At 71.5% G+C, this 17,167-nt stretch carries 14 protein-coding genes; 7 read left to right on the forward strand and 7 right to left on the reverse strand.

Annotated elements, in window-relative coordinates; genetic code table 11:
* Positions 1–151 precede the first annotated feature (151 nt).
* Together ACZ3HQ_RS19840 and ACZ3HQ_RS19845 are read right to left on the reverse strand one after the other, a co-directional pair.
* Complete coding sequence (locus tag ACZ3HQ_RS19840) at positions 152–1,444, reverse strand: hypothetical protein (protein WP_467512600.1); 1,293 nt, start codon at positions 1,442–1,444, stop codon at positions 152–154.
* A gap of 332 nt (positions 1,445–1,776) precedes the next feature.
* Complete coding sequence (locus ACZ3HQ_RS19845) at positions 1,777–2,910, reverse strand: ROK family transcriptional regulator (protein WP_467512602.1); 1,134 nt, start codon at positions 2,908–2,910, stop codon at positions 1,777–1,779.
* Positions 2,911–2,966: 56 nt separating this feature from the next.
* Here ACZ3HQ_RS19845 and ACZ3HQ_RS19850 point away from each other — a divergent pair, with 56 nt between their 5' ends.
* From ACZ3HQ_RS19850 to ACZ3HQ_RS19860, 3 genes are all read left to right on the forward strand, one after another.
* Complete coding sequence (locus ACZ3HQ_RS19850; RefSeq protein WP_467512603.1) at positions 2,967–4,040, forward strand: Gfo/Idh/MocA family protein; 1,074 nt, start codon at positions 2,967–2,969, stop codon at positions 4,038–4,040.
* Positions 4,040–4,516, forward strand: coding sequence for a heme-degrading domain-containing protein (locus ACZ3HQ_RS19855; protein WP_467512605.1), 477 nt, complete (start codon positions 4,040–4,042; stop codon positions 4,514–4,516). Before ACZ3HQ_RS19850 ends, ACZ3HQ_RS19855 begins: the two co-directional genes overlap by 1 nt.
* An 81-nt stretch (positions 4,517–4,597) precedes the next feature.
* A complete protein-coding gene (locus tag ACZ3HQ_RS19860) occupies positions 4,598–5,479 on the forward strand; it encodes an LLM class F420-dependent oxidoreductase (RefSeq protein WP_467512607.1) in 882 nt (293 codons plus the stop codon).
* A gap of 20 nt (positions 5,480–5,499) precedes the next feature.
* Here the strand turns inward: ACZ3HQ_RS19860 and yidC are convergent, their stop codons facing one another.
* Both yidC and ACZ3HQ_RS19870 read right to left on the reverse strand, forming a co-directional pair.
* Entirely contained in the window at positions 5,500–6,192 is a 693-nt protein-coding gene (gene yidC / locus ACZ3HQ_RS19865) for a membrane protein insertase YidC (protein WP_467512609.1), read from the reverse strand.
* A gap of 108 nt (positions 6,193–6,300) precedes the next feature.
* Positions 6,301–6,633, reverse strand: coding sequence for a DUF6412 domain-containing protein (locus tag ACZ3HQ_RS19870; RefSeq protein ID WP_467512611.1), 333 nt, complete (start codon positions 6,631–6,633; stop codon positions 6,301–6,303).
* Positions 6,634–6,810: 177 nt separating this feature from the next.
* Here ACZ3HQ_RS19870 and ACZ3HQ_RS19875 point away from each other — a divergent pair, with 177 nt between their 5' ends.
* Positions 6,811–7,824 carry an SEC-C domain-containing protein gene (locus tag ACZ3HQ_RS19875; RefSeq protein WP_467512613.1) on the forward strand — a complete coding sequence of 338 codons (1,014 nt, stop codon included), beginning with the start codon at positions 6,811–6,813 and terminating at the stop codon, positions 7,822–7,824.
* A gap of 82 nt (positions 7,825–7,906) precedes the next feature.
* Positions 7,907–11,056 carry a DEAD/DEAH box helicase gene (locus ACZ3HQ_RS19880; RefSeq protein WP_467512615.1) on the forward strand — a complete coding sequence of 1,050 codons (3,150 nt, stop codon included), beginning with the start codon at positions 7,907–7,909 and terminating at the stop codon, positions 11,054–11,056.
* Positions 11,057–11,086: 30 nt separating this feature from the next.
* On the opposite strand, the gene ACZ3HQ_RS19885 is transcribed toward ACZ3HQ_RS19880, so the two are convergent.
* Entirely contained in the window at positions 11,087–11,479 is a 393-nt protein-coding gene (locus ACZ3HQ_RS19885) for a DUF2267 domain-containing protein (protein WP_467512617.1), read from the reverse strand.
* A 196-nt stretch (positions 11,480–11,675) separates the two neighbouring features.
* Here ACZ3HQ_RS19885 and ACZ3HQ_RS19890 point away from each other — a divergent pair, with 196 nt between their 5' ends.
* A complete protein-coding gene (locus tag ACZ3HQ_RS19890; RefSeq protein ID WP_467512619.1) occupies positions 11,676–11,978 on the forward strand; it encodes a hypothetical protein in 303 nt (100 codons plus the stop codon).
* Between the two features lie 591 nt (positions 11,979–12,569).
* Here ACZ3HQ_RS19890 and ACZ3HQ_RS19895 read toward each other — a convergent pair.
* A complete protein-coding gene (locus ACZ3HQ_RS19895; protein WP_467512621.1) occupies positions 12,570–14,159 on the reverse strand; it encodes an MFS transporter in 1,590 nt (529 codons plus the stop codon).
* Positions 14,160–14,273: 114 nt separating this feature from the next.
* Positions 14,274–15,536: a DUF445 domain-containing protein gene (locus tag ACZ3HQ_RS19900; protein WP_467512822.1), complete on the reverse strand. Its 1,263-nt coding sequence runs from the start codon at positions 15,534–15,536 to the stop codon at positions 14,274–14,276.
* Between the two features lie 291 nt (positions 15,537–15,827).
* Between ACZ3HQ_RS19900 and ACZ3HQ_RS19905 the strand changes: the two genes are divergently transcribed.
* The gene (locus ACZ3HQ_RS19905; protein ID WP_467512824.1) at positions 15,828–17,159 is read left to right on the forward strand and encodes an SGNH/GDSL hydrolase family protein; all 1,332 of its coding nucleotides are present in this window, start codon (positions 15,828–15,830) and stop codon (positions 17,157–17,159) included.
* Positions 17,160–17,167 lie beyond the last annotated feature (8 nt).

Here is a 17,167-nt window from a genome sequence, read left to right on the forward strand (position 1 = left end):
TGTCGGGGGAGGTGGGGGGCTTGGGGGGGATCGGGTGTTGCGGGAGGCTCGGGGTGCGGGGGGCTTGGGGGGTGGGGTTCGGGTGTCGGGGGCCTGGGGGGTGGGGTGGGGTTCGGATGTCGGGGGGCTTGGGGTGCGCTGGCTGCTGGGGTCAGGGGCGTTTGCGGGTCAGGAGCAGGGCGGTGGTGCCGAGGAGGACGAGGAGGGCGGCGATCGCGGCGAGGAGGGCGCGGGGGAGGGGGCGGCCGGTGTGGGCGAGTTCGGGGAGTTCGGGGTCGTCGGGGTCCTCGGCGTTCTCGGCGTCGTAGGGGGCGGACGGGGAGGGGTCCGCGGGGGCGGGGGTGTCAGGGGCGTAGGGGTCTTCAGGGGCCGGGGTGACGCCCGCCTCCGTGGTGTCGGGGGCTCGGGAGGGGCTGACCGGGGTGCTGTCGGGGTCGGCCGGGTCGGGGGTCTCGTCGGGGGCATCGGTGCTTACGGGGCGGCTGGGTTCCCCGGTGTCTCCCGTGCGGCCGGACTCCTTGGTGTCCCCCGTGCGGCCGGGGTCGTCGGTCTCCCCCACGCGGCCGGAGTTTTCGGTGTCCGCCGGACGCCCGGCCTCATCCGTTCCCGGCGGACGACCGGCTTCATCGGTGCCGACCGGACGAGCGGGCTCCTCGGTACCCACCGGGCGGCCGGTTTCGTCCGTGCCCACCGGGCGGCCGGGTTCGTCCGTACCCACCGGGTGGCCTGCTTCGTCCGTGGCCGTCGGGCGGGCGGGTTCGTCCGTGCCCACCGGGTGGCCCGCTTCATCCGTAGCCGTCGGCCCGGCGGACCGACTGGGGCCGGTCGGCGGGGCGGAGCCCTTCGTGCGGGCGGGGTCGGGCTCCTCGCCGTCGATGTCGAAGACGTAGTCCCCGGACTCCCCCACCCACTCCCCGTCCTGGCCCCGGCGCTGGACCAGCGCGGCCTTGGCGGTGACGTGGTCGGCGTACGCCTCGGAGGTGATCATCAGGCGGAGCCGGACGGTGACGGTCTTGCCGGGGGCCACGGTGTACCCCGCGAAACCGTCGGCCCCGACCACACCGACCAGCTCCTGGTGATCGGTGCTCTCCAGCCGGACGGGGCGCCGCTTGCGTCCGTCGTAGAAGTCGAGTTTGGCCTGCGACGGCCGCAGAAGACGCTCGTCGTCGACGAGGACCACCACCGGGTGGACGCCCGCGCACGCCCGCGCCCCGGTGTTGACGAGGTCGATGTACCAGGTGCCAGGCGGCCCGCCGGCCTCGTAGGTGTCGGGACCCCCGTGGATACGGGTGCCGAGCGGGAAGGACCCGTCGTCGCCCGCCGTACAGGGCGCGACGGCGGCCGCGGACGACACGGGCGCGAGCGCGGTGACCGCGACCAGACAGAGCGAGGCCGGCACGGAGGAGCGGGAGAGAGAGAACGACAGGGCCGAGGACAATCGCATGAACACATGAACATGCCGGGCCCCCGTCCCCGAGCCTTGCGCCACTCCGGCCCCGCCCTCAGCTCCGCCCGATCAGTGGACCCGCGCTGCGCCAACCGGCAGGGCCCCCAGGGCAGCCTGTCGTAGGAGGCTCGCCGGGGCGTGAGGCGTGCCGGACGCTCGCGGGGGTCTGCCAGTCGCTCCCCCACGCTCGCCGACTCCGCAACGCTCGGCGGCGCCCGCCTCCGCCACGCACCTGCCCCCAGACCGCACCGGATCTGTCCAAAGGCACCGTCGACCTGACCTGACCCAACCCCGCCCGACCCGACCCGACCCCATCCGGAAGAGAGCCCCTAACCCCCCGCCCGCCCGAACACCGGCGCCAGCAGAAGTTGCCCCGCCCCCACAGCCACCACCCCCTCCCCGCCCGGCGCCAGCCGCACCGGCACCGCGTCCCCGAGCATCCCCTCCCGCCGGGCCCGCGCCGCGAGTATCCCGGCCACCCCCTCGACGTACGCCTCCGGCGCCGCGGCGACCGTCCGCCCGCCGAGCAGCACCCGGTCGATGTCCAGCAGCCCCGCGAGGTTCCCGGCCCCCACCCCGAGCACACGCGCCGCCTCCCCGGTCTCACCGCGCCCGACGGCCGCCAGGCACAGCGCCTCCAGGCATCCCCGGTCCCCGCACTCGCAACGAGGCCCGTCGAGCTGGATCACCTGGTGCCCGAACTCCCCGGCCCCGGTCCGCGCCCCCCGGTGCACGCTGCCGCCGATCACCAGGCCCGCGCCGAGACCCGTACCGAGGTGCAGGTAGGCGAACGACCCGCCCTCGCCCCCCGCCGCCAGCCCGAGCGCCGCCGCGTTGGTGTCCTTGTCGACCACCACCGGCACTCCGAGCCGCCCGGCGAGCGCGTCGCGCAGCGCGAACCCCTCCCACTCGGGGAACCCGGTCACCCGGTGCAGCACCCCGCCGGCATGGTCCAGCGGGCCGGGCAGCGCGACCCCGACCCCGAGCAACGTCCCGGCGTCCGCGAGCCGCTCGCCGCCCAGCACCTCCGTGACCAGCACGGTCACCTCGTCCGCGACCAGCGCGAGCACCGCCTCCGCGCCGCCGCCCAGGCCCGTGTCGCCGCGCCGTTCCCCCACCACGCTGCCGTTGAGGTCGAGCAGCACCACCCGCAGCTCGTCCCGGTCCAGGTGCACGCCCACCGCGTGACCGGCCTCGGGGACCAGGCGCAGCACGGTGCGCGGCTTGCCGCCGGTGGACGCCCGGCGTCCGGCCTCGGCGGCGAAGCCCTCCTCCCGCAGCCGCGCGGTGATCTTGCTGACGGCCTGCGGGGTGAGCCCCGTACGTTCGGCGAGTTCGAGCCTGCTGATGCCCTCCGCCCCGGCGCCGCGCAGCAGATCGAGCACGAGCGCGGTGTTGTGCGACCGCACCGCGAGCAGATTCGCCCCCGCCGGGGTGCGCCCCGTCCTGTCAGTCCTGTTCACGGGTCCATTCTCCCCGCCGCTTGCACTTTGGCAACAGCGTTGCGAAAGTAGGAGCCATGACTGGTACACCCCTCCGCGTCGGCCTGATCGGCTACGGCCTCGCCGGCTCCGTCTTCCACGCCCCGCTGATCGCCGCCACGGACGGCCTCGTCCTGGACACGGTCGTCACCTCGAACCCCGAGCGCCAGGAGCAGGCCCGCGCCGAGTTCCCGGACGTCCGTGTCGCCGCCACCCCGGACGAGCTGTTCGAGCGCGCCGGTGAGCTGGACCTGATCGTCATCGCGTCTCCGAACAAGACGCATGTGCCGCTCGCCACCGCCGCCATCAAGGCCGGCCTGCCGGTCGTCGTGGACAAGCCGATCTCCGGCACCGCCGCCGAGGCCCGCGAACTGGCCGCCCTCGCCGACGAGCACGGGGTGCTGCTCTCCGTCTTCCAGAACCGCCGCTGGGACAACGACTTCCTCACCCTCCGCAAGCTGCTGGCCGACGGCGCGCTGGGCGACGTCTGGCGCTTCGAGTCCCGCTTCGAGCGCTGGCGCCCGCAGCCCAAGGGCGGCTGGCGCGAGTCCGGCGATCCGGCGGAGATCGGCGGCCTGCTCTACGACCTCGGCAGCCACGTCGTCGACCAGGCCATCACCCTGTTCGGCCCGGTCACCGAGGTGTACGCCGAGGCGGTCGTCCGCCGCGACGGCGCCGAGACCGACGACGACACCTTCCTCGCCCTGACCCACGCCAACGGCGTCCGCTCGCACCTGTACGTCTCCGCCACCGCCGCCCAGCTCGGCCCCCGCTTCCGGGTGCTCGGCTCGCGCGCCGGATTCGTGAAGTACGGCCTGGACCCGCAGGAGGCGGCGCTGCGCGACGGCGCCCGCCCCGGCACCGGTGCCGCCTGGGGCGTCGAGGAGGAGTCGCTCTGGGGCCGCCTGGGCGCCGGCGAGTCCCCGGTCACCGGGGGCGGCACCCCCGTCGAGACCGTGCCCGGCGACTACCCCGCCTACTACGCGGCCGTCGCCGCCGCCGTGCGGGGCACCGGCCCCAACCCGGTGACCGCCCTGGAGGCCGCCGAGACCCTCGACGTACTGGAGGCGGCCCGCCGCTCCGCCCGCGACAAGGTGACGGTGACCCTCTGATGACGCAGGCACAGAACGCCCCGAGCGTGGCCGACCTGGAGGCGCAGGAACAGCGCCTGGTCTTCCGTACCTTCACCCACGACGACGCCTGGGCGCTGGGCTCGCTCCTGGTCGAGCTGGGCCGGGAGCGGCAGGCGCCGATCGCCGTCGACATCCACCGCGCCGGCCAGCAGCTCTTCCACGCGGCGCTGCCCGGCTCGACCCCGGACAACGACGCCTGGATCGCCCGCAAGCGCCGGGTGGTGGAGCGCTACGGTTCCGCCTCCTACCTGGTCGGCTCACGTTTCCGCGCCAAGGGCACCACCTTCGAGGACTCGTCCCGCCTCGACCCCGACCGCTACGCGGCGCACGGCGGTTCCTTCCCGATCACCGTGGAGGGCGTGGGCGTCATCGGCTCGGTGACCGTCTCCGGCCTGCCCCAGATCGAGGACCACCGGCTGGTCGTCGAGGCGCTGGAGCGGTTCCTGAAGGTGTGACACCCGCGCGGCTCCCGCCGGCTGGGCCTGTCGTGCACGACGATCGTTCGTGCACGACATCCAGCCGGAGGGAAAGATCCGATGAGCGACTCGACGAGCGGGAGCATCTCCAAGGCCGAGATCGGCCGGTACGGCGTATGGAGCGTCGGCCTGCGCAACGAGGACCCGGGCCGGCGCGGTGAGATCGGGGAGGCGGCGGCCGAACTCCAGGAGCTCGGCTACGGCACCGCCTGGCTCGGCGGCTCCAGCGCGCCCGTCAACGCCCTGCCCCTGCTGGAGAAGACGGACCGGCTGATCGTCGGCACCAGCATCCAGAGCATCTGGCAGCACGACGCCCGCGAGAGCGCGGCCGGTTGGTCCGAGGTCGAGACCGCGCACCCCGGCCGCTTCCTGCTCGGCCTGGGTGTGAGCCACGCCAAGCTGGCCGAGCAGTACCGGCGGCCGTACTCGGCGCTGGTGGAGTACCTGGACGAGCTGGACGCGGCCGGTGTCCCGGCCGGACGGCGCGTCCTGGCCGCGCTCGGCCCGAAGACCGTACGGCTGGCGGGCGAGCGCTCCCTGGGGGCGATTCCCTATCTCGTCACCCCCGAGCACACCGCGCGGGCCCGCGAGATCCTCGGCCAGGAGCCGCTGCTGGCACCGGAGTTCGGGGTCGTACTGGAATCCGACCCGGCCCGTGCCCGCGAACTGGCCCGCGGACACCTGGAGATGTACCTCCAGCTCCCCAACTACACCTCCAACTTCCAGCGGCTCGGCTTCACCGAGGACGACCTGCGCGACGGCGGCAGCGACCGGCTGATCGACGCGCTGTACGCCTGGGGCGACGACGACACCGTCCGGGAGAAGGTGAACGCCTTCCTCGCCGCGGGTGCCGACCATGTCGCCCTCCAGGTCGTGCAGGAGGGCTCCCCCGACGACCTGCCCCGCGCGGCCTGGCGGAGGCTGGCGGACATCCTGCTCTGACCGCCCCGCCCCCTGGCCGCTCATGACAGCACCGCCCGCTCCACCGCGCTCCAGGTGGTGCTGGTGACGACGTAGAGCGCGGCGGCCAGGGGGACGACGGCGACGGTCACCAGGGTGAGGAAGGACAGGAACGGGGCCACCTTGCCGACCGCCGTCTGGCCCGGAACGCCTGTCTGTACGGGATTCTCGGCCGCCACACGCCTGGTGCGCCGGAAGTTGACCGTGGCGACGGCCGCGACGATGGCGAAGAGGGCCAGGTAGACCAGGTCGGCCCCGCCGAGGATGCCGCCGCTCAGGGCGTCGGTCCAGTGGCCGGCCAGCGGGGCGGCGAGGAGGTCGTGATCCAGGAGCGTGTTGGGTCCGTCGCCGATCGTGGGGCTGGCGAACAGGTGGTACAGCAGGAAGAACGCGGGGAGTTGGAGCAGGCCGGGCAGGAGCCCGGAGAACGGGGACACCTTCGCCTCGGTGTGCAGCTCCAGCACCGCCCGCTGGAGCCGCTCGGGATCGCGGGCGTGCTTCTCGCGCAGCTCGGTGATTCCCGGCTGGAGCGCGGTGCGGGCCCGCTGGCCGCGGGCGGCGGCGCGGGCGAGGGGATGGGTGGCCAGCCGGACCAGCGCGGTGAACAGGACGATCGCGGCGGCGGTCGCGGAGGCGTGGAAGAACGGCTGGAGCAGGTCGGCGAGTTGCTCGACCAGACGGGCGAAGACGGACATGGGTGACCCTCCGTACGGGGTGGCGTCGTGCCGGGTGTGGATACGGCCGGAATCGGCCGATGGCAGGACGACCCGCGCGGGCGGGGCGGAGAGAGGGGTGGTGCGGCCCTACGCGCAGGTCGTCGGCAGGACCCGGCCGGGCGCCCGTGACCTGCGGCGCCCCCTCGCGTCGGGGTCGCGCTGCGCCAGGAACGCCGTACGGCGGGCCCTGTCGCGTATCGCGGTGCGGACGCGCGTCGGCGGGACGGCGGGGACGCGGCGGGCGGTGAGGACCGAGCAGAGCGCGAGGGCGGTGCCGGCGGCGGTGGTCGCGGCGAGCGCGACGGCGGTGGTGAGACCGCCGGAGCCGAGGAGGGTGACTTGGAACAGTTGGAGCAGGAGGAGCTGGCCCAGGACGAGCAGCGGCAGCAGGGCGCGCGTGACAGGGATACGACTGCGCATCACCGACCGCACCCCCCGTCTCTCCCCTTGCCCCCATGACTACGGGCTGTACAAGCCCGTTCACCCCGTACAACGCCCGGTGTTGCGGGCCGGTTCCCGATCTTCGCCGCGAGTTGGAGAAATCTCCTCGTCGGGCGCCCTCCTCGGCTGTCACCCCTCGGCAGTACGGTGTCATGCATGCGCCCCGACACGCCTGCCGAGAACGTCGACCACACCGCCGAAGCGGCACGCCTGGAGCGGACCGCCGGCCTGTACCCCGAGGACGCGGAGGCCCTGCTGCTGCGCGCCGCGGCCCACCTCGAACTGTCCGGCGCCCGCCCCGCGGCGACCGCGCTCTACGACCGCCTGCTGTCCGCCGCCGGCCCGCTGGAGCATCCGCAGCTCGTCCGCGCCCTGAGGGCGGCGAACCTGTGGGAGTACGGCCACGAGGCCGAGGCGCGCGCGATCATCGACGGCATCCGCATGGCCGCGCCGCGGGACCCGGCGCCGTGGGTGATCGTCGCGGAGGCGTTGGAGTCGCACGACGAGCTGGAGGCGGCGCACGAGACGTTCCAGGAGGGCGCGGTCCTGCTGCTGACGGACGCGCCGGAGCCGCCGTACGCCACGCACCCGCTCCTCTTCGGCCGCCACCGGGTGCGCCGCATGCTGGGCCTGCCCCACGACACTTGGGACGCCCTCGCCGACACCCTCCACACCTCGCCGGTCTCCCTGGACGAACTCCACGACCCCAAGCGCGTCTGGTCCCTCGGCTCGGAGAACCCGGCGGAACTGGAGGCTGAGATCTCCCGCCTCCGAGCGGAACTGTCCACGGCCCGCGAGGCGTTGTCCCGCCCGTACCCGGTGGCGGTCCTGCACTGGCCGGCCCCGGAACTGACCGAACTGCTGGCGGCGTACCCGGCGTTGGAGTCGGAGTACACCTCCCACGCCGACCACCTGGCGACGATAGAGACATCCCTCCGAGAACTCTCCACCTCCGGCACCCCCAACCTCGGCATCGTCACCGGCACGGTCCCCTCCTACGAGGCGTTCGCCGCCTCGGAGAGCGCCTCCCCGGCCGACCCCGCCCTGCTCCCCGAGTACGCGACAACGCTGGCGGCGAGGGGGTTGGCGGTGGCTTGGCCGCCGTCGCGGGGGGCGGGGTGTTGGTGTGCGAGCGGGCGGGAGTACGGGGAGTGCCACGGGGCGGAGTAAGGCGCAACGCCCACCCCCTCAGCCGTTGTCAGTGGTGGCTGTTACAACTAATCCACATTGACAGGCGCCTGAGGGGGTTGCAGTGGCTGAGGCAAAGGGGCCGGCGGAGCCGGTTGCTGGGGTTTACGAGAAGCTGATCACTCAAGACGACGAGCGAGAACTCGAACAGCTTGAGGCTCTGGGCTGGAAGGCCATCAACACAGAGGTCAGTGCGGAGTCCACGCCCCATGTGCTTGCTCGGCACATCGGCGCGATGGTCACCCAAAGACTCACACAGCTACCTCCTGAGCAGCGAGTGCCTTTCGCTAATGAGCTCCTGGCGTCGCTTGCCAGCAAGGGCACACCAGATAGCGAGCCGGAGCCGGTCAGCGCCCTCGTCGAGGGCCCGCAGCAACTGCTCGCGCTTGCCAAGCAGGAGGCCCCTGGTGCCTACTCCGTCCGACCGCTGACCCCGCTGTCTGAGGCATCGCTGCTGACGAACTCCCCGGAGGACCTGAGCCTCGGCACCGAGCTACGAGCCGAACTTGCCACCGCGGACCGCATTGACCTGCTGTGCGCCTTTGTGAAGTGGTACGGGATACGAGTCCTTGAAGATGCCCTGCGTGCAGCCAAGGAACGTGGTGTGCCGATTCGGGTCATCACCACCACATACATGGGCGCGACGGACCGCCATGCCTTGGACCGCCTTGTCCGGGACTTCGGCGCCACGGTGAAGGTCAACTACGAGATCCGGTCCACTCGTCTGCATGCGAAGGCATGGCTCTTCCGCCGCAACACGGGCTTTGACACCGCGTACGTGGGCAGCTCGAACCTCTCTCGGGCTGCACTGCTCGACGGGCTCGAGTGGAACGTGCGCCTGTCGTCGGTGGCTACGCCGGCGGTGCTGGACAAGTTCGAGGCGACCTTTGACGCGTACTGGAACGACACTGCCTTCGAGACCTACGACCCTGACCAGCACGGCGCGCGCTTGGACGAAGCGCTGGCGCAAGCAAGTGGCACTGGCTCCGGCACGGACCTGAAGATCAACCTTTCCGGTCTTGAAGTACGCCCCTTCCCGCACCAGCGGGACATGCTGGAGCGCCTGACGGTCGAGCGGGAACTTCGCGGACGCCACCGGAACCTCCTCGTTGCCGCCACCGGCACGGGTAAGACCGTTATGGCTGCCCTTGATTACCGCGGCTTGCGTAAGAACTTCGAGGGGGGCCAGCCGCGGCTTCTGTTTGTCGCCCACCGCAAGGAGATCCTGCGGCAGTCTCTCCGCACCTACCGCGAAGTACTCGATGACGGATCGTTCGGCGAGCTTCTGCACGGCGGCCAGGACCCGCGCGAGTGGAACCACGTCTTCGCCAGCGTCCAATCCCTCAATGTGCAGCGTCTGGAGCAGTTGGCTCCTGACCACTTCGACATCATCGTGATCGACGAGTTCCACCATGCCACTGCGTCTACCTACCGGCGCGTCATCGAGCACTTCACGCCCAAGGAGTTGCTGGGGCTGACAGCCACACCCGAGCGGATGGATGGGCGTAACGTCCAGGACGAGTTCTTCGATGGCAGGATTGCGGCCGAAATGCGCCTCTGGGAGGCGTTGGAAAACGACCTCCTCTGCCCCTTCCACTACTTCGGCGTCCCCGATGGCACCGATCTGACGAACCTGAACTGGCAGAAGGGTTCGTACACCGACCAGGACCTCGACAAGCTCTACACCGGCAACCACGCTCGCGCCCGCATCGTGGTGAAGCAGATCCAGGACAAGGTCTCCAACCCCGGCTCCATGCGGGCGCTCGGCTTCTGCGTCACCAAAGCCCACGCGCACTTCATGGCGGGTTTTTTCCGCGAGGCGGGCTTTCAGGCAGTAGCGCTCGACAGCGACTCTTCCTCGGACGCACGCGCCCAAGCGCTCGCCGATCTCCGTGATGGCAAGCTTCAGGTGATCTTCTCCGTCGACCTGTTCAACGAGGGGCTCGACATCCCCGACGTAGACACTCTGCTCCTACTCCGTCCGACCAACAGCGCCACGATCTTCCTTCAGCAGTTGGGCCGAGGGCTGCGGCGCACCGAGGCCAAGCCGGTACTCACCGTCCTCGACTTTATCGGGCAACACCGGGCCGAGTTCCGCTTTGAGGAGCAGTTCCGGGCCCTGACCAACCTGACCCGGAACCGGCTGGTCGATCACATTGAGCATGACTTCCCGCAGCTCCCATCGGGCTGCCAGATCATCCTGGAGGGCAAGTCCAAGGACTTCGTCCTGGACAATATCCGGACGCAGCTTGGGGCCACGGTGAAGACGCTAGTCAAGGAGGTGAAGTCCTACCACACGCCTCTTCTGGCCGACTACCTGCGAGAGAGTAGGCGCGAGATCAAGGAGCTCTATAAGAGCGACAACTCTTGGACGGCGGTCCTGCGCCGCGCGGGGTTCCTCGAAGAGACCGCTCCCCCTGCGGAGGCGGCCCTGCTTAAGCGAGTCCACGCCTTTCTGCACGTCGACGACCCGGAGCGGGCAGACGCCTACCAACGGCTGCTCCAGGATGACGCTCCTACTTATGCGGAGCTAAGTCCCCTCGATCAGGCTTACGCCCGCATGCTGTTCTTCAACATTTGGGATAACGCTGGCGGCTTCACCAGCTACCAAGAGGGCCTTGAGTCGCTGCGTCCGTTGACAGAGTTCCGTGACGAACTGCGTCAGCTCCTTACGTATGTCATGGAGCTAACGGACCACTTCCCCATCTCCCTCTCCGGGCGCTTGAGTCAGGTACCGCTGAAGGTGCACAGCGCGTACAACCGCTCGGAGATCCTTGCCGCGCTTGGTGTGGCTCGTCTAGGTGGCCAGATGCCGCGCTCGTTTGCCCAAGGGGTGCAGTGGGTTGATGAGTTGCAGACAGATGCGCTGCTCATCACCCTGGAGAAGAACGAGAAGGACTTCTCCCCCACCGTTCGATACCGGGACTACGCGCTTAGCCCGACGCTCTTCCACTGGGAGTCACAGAACGCTACGGCTGCCGACTCTCGCACAGGTAAGCGTTACCAGCAGCACGAGGCGTTGGGCAGTGAAGTCCTTCTCTTCATGCGACGGTACAAGAACACCGACATAGGCAAGTCTCAGCCCTGGATGCTGCTCGGACCGGCCACGTACGACACGCACACTGGCAGCAAGCCGATGGCCATTACCTGGCGGCTCAAGCACGATCTGCCGGCTGACGTCTGGACCTACTCCGCAGCCGTCACGGCAAGCTGACTCGTACTGCTCGCGCAGAGGAGGCGGCGGCTAGGCCACCGCCGCCAAATCCGCCAGGCCGAACAACAGGGCGTAGCCGGGCGGGAGTTGGCTGAGGAGGCCGGCTGTGTGGGTGGTGCCCAACTGCTGGGCCAGTGCTGTCAGGACTGAGGTTACGTGCCAGCGGGCTGTTGCCGGGGTGGCGTTTTCGATGTGGGGGGCCAGGGATTCCACGAACTCGCGTGCCGTTAGGGGGCGGGGGGCGAGAGGGCTGGACAGGGGGGCTTCGATGGGGAGCAGGGCGCGTTCGGCCGCGGGGAGGTGAGCGGCCAGGGCCAGTAGGACGGTGCGGGTGACCGACTCCGCTTCGGCGGCGCTGCGGTACTGGCCCACCTCGCGGACCGCTTCCGTCAGGGGTCTCGGCTGCACGGTCGTCACAGTCATCGTCGGGGCTCCTCTTCCGGCACGTCGGGGCGGCGAAGCCCGGATGCCCCGGGTTCGCTGGGGCATGGGGGAGGTTTTCGGTCAGTTCGGGGGAGGGTGACCCGGTCGCCGGGGGCGTCGTGCCGCGCGTTAGCCTCGGCGGCAGGCATACCGAACAAGGCATACCAAGGCATACGGGGACGACAGGAGACAACTCATGGCCAAGATTCCTGGCGCTGTGGCCGCCGCCACCGGGCTCGTCGGTGGGTACGGCGTCGCTCGTTGGACCAAAAAGCGCCCGCTCGGCGGGGTCGTGCTGGCCGCCGCCGGGGCGCTGGCCGCTCGGGAGTGGAACGCTCGGGCCGGGGCTCCTACGGCCGCCGCGCTCACCGGTGCGTACGTCGCCGGGTTCGCCGGCTCCCACCCCCTCGCCAAGAAGGTCGGCGCCTGGCCGTCCGTCCTCGGCGTGGCCGGTGCGGTCGCCCTCGCCTCCTGGGCCCTCGCGGACCGCCGGGGCTGAACCTCAGGGCACCGGCGCCGCCGCTCCACTCCGACCCCGGCCGGGCGCCGGCGCTGGACACCAGGCGGGCGGTGCCGCCGCTCTGCTCAGCCTGGGCGACGGCGAGGCCCAACCCCACGACGCCTGCGCCGCCGCCCCGCTCCGACCCCGGCCGGGCGCCGGCGCTGGACACCAGGCGGGCGGTGCCGCCGCTCTGTTCAGCCTGGGCGACGGCTAGGCCCCAACACCACGACGCCTGCATCGCCGCCCCGCTCAGCCCTGGCCGACCGCCAGCACGGAACGCCAAAGGCCGGGCGCCGTCGCCCAGCCGCTCCCAGACCTCCGGGGTTGAACACACCCGCCCAGCCGCTGCCAGACCGCCGAAGCTGAACACACCCGCCCAGCCGCTCCCAGACCGCCGAAGCTGAACACACCCGCCCAGCCGCTCCCAGACCTCCGGGGTTGAACACACCCGCCCAGCCCCTCCCAGACCGCCGAAGCTGAACACACCGCCCCGCCCGGTCTCAAGCCGCAGAGGCCGCCCGGCCACACCCGGGCGGCCCCACCGTTCAAGAGCCCCTACCCCACAACAGCCCCTGCCCCCAAGACCCCCTACCCCACCCCCACCCCCTTCTCCCCCGCCCCCGAAGGCGAAGCAGAGGACAGTGGGGTGGCGATGTCCTCCAGGGACCGCCCCTCCGCCCGTACCGCCAGCACCGCTGCCACCAGGCCCGCCACGCACATCAGGGACGCGCCGATCTGGAAGGCCAACACCGTGTCCCCCACCCGGCCGGTGCCCGTGAGGTCGGCGAAGAGGAGGGGGCCGCTGATGCCGCCCGCGGCCGTGCCCAGGGCGTAGAAGAAGGCGATCGACATCGCCCGGGTCTCCATCGGGAAGATCTCCGAGACCGTCAGGTACGCGCTCGACGCGCCCGCGGAGGCGAAGAAGAGGACCGCGCACCAGCAGGCCGTGAGGGTGCCCGCGCTGAGGGTGCCGCGGTCGAAGAGCCAGGCCGTGGCGAACAGCAGGACGCCGGACAGCAGGTAGGTCGAGGAGATCATCACCCGCCGGCCCACCGTGTCGAACAGCTTGCCCAGCAGCAGCGGCCCGAAGAAGTTGCCGACCGCGATGACGGCGAAGTAGTAGCCGGTGCGGTCGGCGGGCACGTCGTAGAAGCGGGTCAGGATCGCGCCGAAGCCGAAGGTGATGGCGTTGTAGAGGAACGCCTGGCCGATGAAGAGGGAGAAGCCGAGCACCGCGCGCTTGCGGTAGCGGCCGAAGACGGTGCGGGCGATCTCGAGGAAGGTGACACTGCCCCGGCGGTGGATCTCCAGCCGGCCCTCGGGGGCGGGCAGCGCCTCCCCCGTCTGCTCCTCGATCTTCCGCTCGATCCCGGAGACGATCTCCTCCGCCTCCCGGTCCCGCCCGTGGATCAGCAGCCAGCGCGGGCTCTCCGGTACGTGCCGTCGTACCAGCAGGATGACCAGGGCGAGGACCGCGCCGAGGGCGAACGTCAGCCGCCAGCCGATGTTCTCCGGCAGGAAGGCGGTGTCCAGCGCGAGGACGGACAGCAGGGAGCCGCCCACCGCGCCCAGCCAGAAGCTGCCGTTGATCATCAGGTCGACCCGCCCGCGATAGGCGGCCGGGATCAGCTCGTCGATCGCGGAGTTGATGGCCGCGTACTCCCCGCCGATGCCGAAGCCGGTCAGGAAGCGGAACAGGAAGAACCACCATGCCTCGGTCGACAGCGAGGTCAGCGCGGTCGCCGCGAGATACACGCCCAGCGTGATCAGGAACAGCTTGCGGCGCCCGAAATGGTCCGTCAGGCGCCCCCAGAACAGGGCCCCGAGGCACGCCCCGGCCACGTACAGCGCCGCCGCGGTACCGGTGACCTGCCCGGAGCTGATGGACAGCCCGCTGCCGGGCTCGGAGAGCCGGCCCGCGATGTTGCCAACGACCGTGACCTCCAGGCCGTCCAGAATCCACACCGTGCCCAGCCCGACCACGATCGTCCAGTGCCAGCGGGACCACGGCAGGCGGTCCAGCCGGGCCGGGATGTCGGTGGTGGTCGAACCGCCTCCGGCCGAACCGCCCCCGACCGAACCGCCCCCGACCGAACCGCCTCCGGGCGAACCGCCTCGGGCCGAACCGCCCCCGGCCGAACCCCCGCCCCGCGACGGCGTCCCTGCTCCCGTGCTCATCGGCACCCCTCGCTCCTCGGCACCCCTTCTTCGTCGAAGGACGAGTTACGGGTGCCCCCGCCGGACGGGATCAGACCGGGCCGTCCGGCAGGCTCACCCCGCCGGACGAGCCGGTCAGCCGCCCAGCGCCCGCGACACGGTGTAGATCACCAGCCCGGCCAGTGAGCCCACCACCGTGCCGTTGATCCGGATGAACTGGAGGTCGCGCCCAATGTGCGCCTCGATCTTGCGGGTGGTGTGCTCGGCGTCCCAGCCCGCCACCGTCTCGGTGATCAGGGAGGTGATCTCCTTGCGGTAGGTCGTCACCACGTGCACGGCCGCGCCCTCGATCCAGCGGTCGACCTTGCCCTGCATCTTCGGCTCGGTCGCCAGCCGCTGCCCGAGCGACAGCAGCCCCGCCCGCACCCTCAGGCGCAGCTCGCTGTGCTCGTCCTCCGCCGCCGCGACGATCATCGACCGTACGGCGGTCCAGGCGGACGCGATCAGGTCCTGCACCTCGTCCCGCGCCAGCACCTCGCTCTTCAGCCGCTCCACCCGCGCCCGTGTCTCGGTGTCGGACTGGAGGTCGGAGGCGAAGTCGGTGAGGAAGCGGTCCAGGGCGGCCCGCGCGGGGTGCGAGGGCATCTCCTGCATCTCGGTGACGAAGCGCAGCAGTTCCTTGTAGACGCGGTCGCCGACCTTGCGGTCCACGAAGCGCGGGGTCCAGCCGGGCGCGCCGCCCTCGATGGCCACCATCACGTCGTCCCGGTGCCGCTCCAGCCACTCGTGGGCGCGGCCCACCACCAGGTCGACCACGCGCCGGTGCCCGCCGTCGGCCACGATCCGGTCCAGCAGCTTGCCCACGGCCGGACCGATCTCCCGCGCGTCGGCCCGCCGGGTGATCGCCTCCCCCACCACCGCCTGCACGTCCGAGTCGCGCAGCACGGTCAGCGCGCCGCGCAGCGCGGTGGCCAGCTCGGCGGTGACCCGGTCGGCGTTCTCGGGCTCGGCCAGCCAGTCACCGAGCCTGCTGCCGATGCCGACGGCGGCGAGCCGCTGGCGTACGACGTCCTCGGAGAGGAAGTTCTCCCCGACGAACTCGCCCAGGGAGACGCCGAGCTGGTCCTTCTTGGTGGGGATGATCGCGGTGTGCGGGATGGGCAGGCCCAGCGGGTGCCGGAACAGCGCGGTGACCGCGAACCAGTCCGCGAGCGCGCCGACCATGCCGGCCTCGGCGGCCGCCGCCACATAGCCCGTCCAGGCGCCCGCCCCCGCGTGCCCGGCCCAGGTGGCCAGGACGTAGACGACGGCGACGAACAGCAGCAGTCCGGCCGCCGTGAGCTTCATGCGCCGTACGCCGCGCTGCCGCTCCTCGTCGGCCGCCGTGAAGGCGGTCATGGTCCGGTACGAACCGGCCCGCCCGGCAGCCGTGGGCCGGGGGGTGCGCCCCGGCTGCGCCTCTTCCGTTTGCGCGCGTTCCATCTCGCTCCGCCCGATCGGTGATCCCGCACACACATTGTCCCTTCCCGCCGGCTCGCGGAACGTACGGGAGGCCCACGGCGTCTGACTGAAGGAGGGCCGGGGGCGGGTCCCGTCGAACGGGGTGCCCGTCAACTCCGTTCCCCCATATGCCGCATCATGGTGAATCGATCGTCCGGCTTCCCGTCTCCCGAGGAGAACAACGCCAGCGTGACCAAGCGCCACGGTTATGCCCTGCTCAGTGCGTTCGTCGCACTCGTCGTCGCCCTTTCCGTCACCGTCCTCATCAGGTCGGCGGCCGGCGACAGCACCTCGGGGTCCACGGCCACGGGCCGGCGCCCCCACGGCTCCTCCGCCGCACCCGCCTCCGCGGGCACCTGGGTCGGCTCCTGGGCGGCCTCGCCCGTAGGCGCCGAGCCCGGCACCGAGGCCACCGGTCTGGCGGGCCGCTCGGTACGCAACGTCGTGCACGCGAACACCGGCGGTACGAGCGCCCGCGTCACCCTGTCCAACCTGTACGGGCAGGCGCCGCTGACCATCACTCACGCCTCGGTGGCCCTCTCGGCGGGACCGGGCACGGCCGCCGCCCGTGCGGAAACGATGCGGCGCCTGACGTTCGACGGCGCGTACGCGGTCACCATCCCGGCCGGGGAGCAAGTGCTCAGCGACGCCGTACGGATCGTCGTCCCGCACGACTCCGACGTGCTGGTCACCACGTACGCCGCCGACCCGTCAGGCCCGGTCACCTACCACCCGCACGCCCGTCAGATCTCCTACGTCGCGGACGGTGACCGCACCGAGGAGTCGACCGGGGTCCCGTACGCGGAGCAGACCACCTTCTGGCGGTACCTGACCGCGCTCGACGTGCTCAGCAACGAGGCGCACGGCACGGTCGTGGTGTTCGGCGACTCCATAACCGACGGCATCACCTCGACCACGGGCGAGAACCGCCGCTGGCCGGACCTCCTGGCCTCCCGGCTGCGTTCCGCCGCCGGCCTTCGGGCCGACGCGCCGCGCTACTCCGTCGTCAACGAGGGCATCAGCGGCAACCGCGTGCTCACGGACGGCCTGGGCAGGCCCGCCGAGAACCCCAGCGGGCTGAACCGGTTCGGGCGGGACGCGCTCGGCCACGCCAATGTGAAGGTCGTCGTCATCGACCTGGGCATCAACGACATCCTGCACGCGGAGACACCCGGCGACCGGACGAAGATCCTGGACGGCCTGCGCACCCTGGTCCGGCAGGCGCACGCGCGCGGCCTGAAGGTCGTGGGCGCCACCCTGACGCCCTTCGAGCGGCGCAGGGGCTGGACCCCGGCCCGCGAGGAGATGCGCCGGCAGGTCAACGCGGAGATCCGCTCCGGGGGGATCTTCGACGCCGTGATCGACTTCGACAGCGCGCTCAGGGACCCCGCCGCGCCGCAGCGGCTGGCGAAACCGTACGACTCCGGCGACCACCTGCACCCCAGCGACCTCGGGTACCGCAAGATGGCCGAGGTCTTCGACCTGCGACTGCTCGCGGGCGCCGGACAGGCGGAGCTCTGACCCCTCGC

It is taken from the genome of Streptomyces sp. NPDC018263 (assembly GCF_055562575.1).